The organism is Gammaproteobacteria bacterium, from assembly GCA_028817255.1.
GTDB classification, from domain to species: Bacteria; Pseudomonadota; Gammaproteobacteria; order Porifericomitales; family Porifericomitaceae; genus Porifericomes; species Porifericomes azotivorans.
This window is the reverse complement of sequence record JAPPQA010000093.1, coordinates 1-2,410: the sequence shown is the minus strand read 5'-3', so window position 1 is coordinate 2,410 and position 2,410 is coordinate 1. Positions and strand designations below refer to the sequence as shown.

Below are 2,410 nucleotides of genomic sequence, written 5' to 3'. Positions count from 1 at the left end.
CCTGTGCGCTTAATTATCACCCCCCCCCCCCCCCCTCATTTGGCATGCATGTCCACTCGGCATGCATAGCAATACGATATATGCGGCCATAAGGCCCGCGCTTTTTCGGTATCTTTTAGCGCCCTGCCGCCGCGATATTCGGCCTTTGCCGCCGACGGCGGCGCAGGCCGAACTATTGCGCCAGATCGGTCTTGCGCGCTTGCAGGGATCGCTGCGGCGCCTGCTCGACCAGTCCCGCTACGCCGTTGCGGATCGCAATCCCGCGCCCGCGCTGCCCGTCCTGCTGGCCCCGCTGGTCGCCGCCTGCGGCGGCGGCGGCGGTGGCGGCGGCGCAACGGCCCGGGCCCTGGAGGCGATCGCGCTCAATGCGGCCAACCCGAACTACAACCAGCCGGATCTCCGCGGGGCGGTGGAGGTCACGGGTCACGGCGGCGCCAATGTCATCGTTACCGGCCATGGCGCCGATACGATCAGGAGCGGAGACGGCGCCGACCGGATCAACGCCGGCCCCGGCGGCGACACCATCGAAGCGGGGGCGGGCGACGACACCATCGTAATCCTGGGGAGCAATGTCAGGGGCGAGGCGACGTACCGCGCCTACACCCTCTCGGACCTGACGAATCCTCGCGGCGAGAGCGGGCTCGACGTGAGCGGGCTCGTGCGGCTGAGCGATCTGCTGGCCCACTCCGGGGACGACGGGGGCGGGGACCGGCGCATTGACGGCGGCGCCGGCACTGGCGACACGCTGGTCGTATTCGGCCGCACGGACCTGTCGCGCGCTGACTTGCAAGGCATCGAGCGGATCGTCATCGGTTCGGACGTAACCCTGGCCCCCAGCCAACTGGATACCGTCACGCAGGTAGTCGCGGACGATGGCGCGGTGTTGCGCCTGGCCGGCAGCGGCATGGTGGATTTGGACGCGGTTCGGTTTATGCGGATAGACCTGGTATCGGGCGTGGTTGTGGAACGGCTGGACCTGAGCGGTCTGCGGCACATCGAAATCGGCGCCAACGTGGTCCTGGCGGTGCCGGACCGCACGGAGCTTTCCGGCGTCGAAATCCTGTCCGGCGCCGGGCAGGTTCAGGTTGCGGCCGACGCCGCCGCGGCCTTTACGGGCATCCGGTTGATGGAGGGGCTGCGGGTGGCGGTGAACGCCGATGCCTCGGACCCGGCCAATGTACGCAACGAGACCGTAAGCGTAGGCGATGCAGCCGTCTTTGGCGGCATGCCCGTGCCGGCGGGCGCGCTGCTGCCCTCGGGCGGGCTGCGATTCGAGGGCGCCGCGGCTGCCGCCCAGAGCTTCGACGGCACGGGCAATGCGGATCGTTTCGAGCTGGGCGCGGGCGATACCGCCACCGGCGGCGGCAGCGACGACCTGTTCGTGCTGCCGGCGACGGGGACGGCGACGGTCACCGACTTCCAGGCGGGCGACCGCCTGCGCCTGGAGGGCGTCTCCGCCGAACAGATCGTGTCGGCGGCCGTGGCGTCCGGGACGCTCACCGTCACGATGCAGGGCGGGAACGCGCGCAGCTTCACGCTGACCGGCGTGTCGGATGGCAATCTGCAGATGCAGCCCGCGGGAACGGGGGTGGAACTGTACCTCAACCAGGGGCCGCAGGCGCGGCCCGCGCAGACCCTGCGCGTGGCCGAAGATGCGGCGGCGGGCGCCGTGGCGGGCGTAACCGATGCGGCGGACCCGGACGGCGATGCGCTGACCTACAGCCTGAGCGCCGGCAACGCCGACGGCGCCTTCGCCATCGGCCCGGCGAGCGGCCAGATCGCCGTAGCCGATCCTTCCCGCCTGGACCACGAGACCGCGGCCAGCCGCACCCTGACCGTGCGGGTCTCCGACGGCGTGGCAACGACCGACGTAACCCTTACCGTTCAGATCGCCGACGTGAACGAGCGGCAGGGCAATCCGATGCTGGCCGGCGGCACGACCGGCGCCGTGGCGGAGAACGCCGCCGGCGCCGTCATCGGCAGCGTCACCGTGACGGACCCGGACGATCCGACCGAGCCTTTCGGCATGCACGCCTTCGCCGTGGACGATGCCCGCTTCGCGGTGGACAGCGCGGGACAACTCGCGTTGCGGGCCGGCATAAGCCTGGACCACGAGCGGGAGGCGACGGTGTCGCTCCGGGTTACCGCCACCGACCGCGCCGAACTCCCCCAGCACGTCACCTCCAGCACCTTCACTATCACCGTCACGGACGTGAACGAGCCGCCGCAAGTTTCGGGCGACCGCGCCTTCACGGTGGCCGAGGGCGCCAGCTACGTGCTGCGGGCGTCCGATCTGTCGGCGACGGACCCGGATGCCGGCGACGGCCCGGCGCCGTTGCGCTCGACGCTGAGCGCGGCACCGACGACGGGCACCCTGGAGCGCGACACGGGGCCGCCCGGGACCCCCGAC

General features: G+C 71.0%; 1 protein-coding gene. It reads left to right on the top strand.

What is annotated here, in order from left to right; all coding sequences use genetic code 11:
- Window positions 1-145 precede the first annotated feature (145 nt).
- Window positions 146-2,410: cadherin domain-containing protein (locus tag OXU43_04160; protein MDD9824350.1), on the top strand; the 2,265-nt coding region annotated here is incomplete at its 3' end.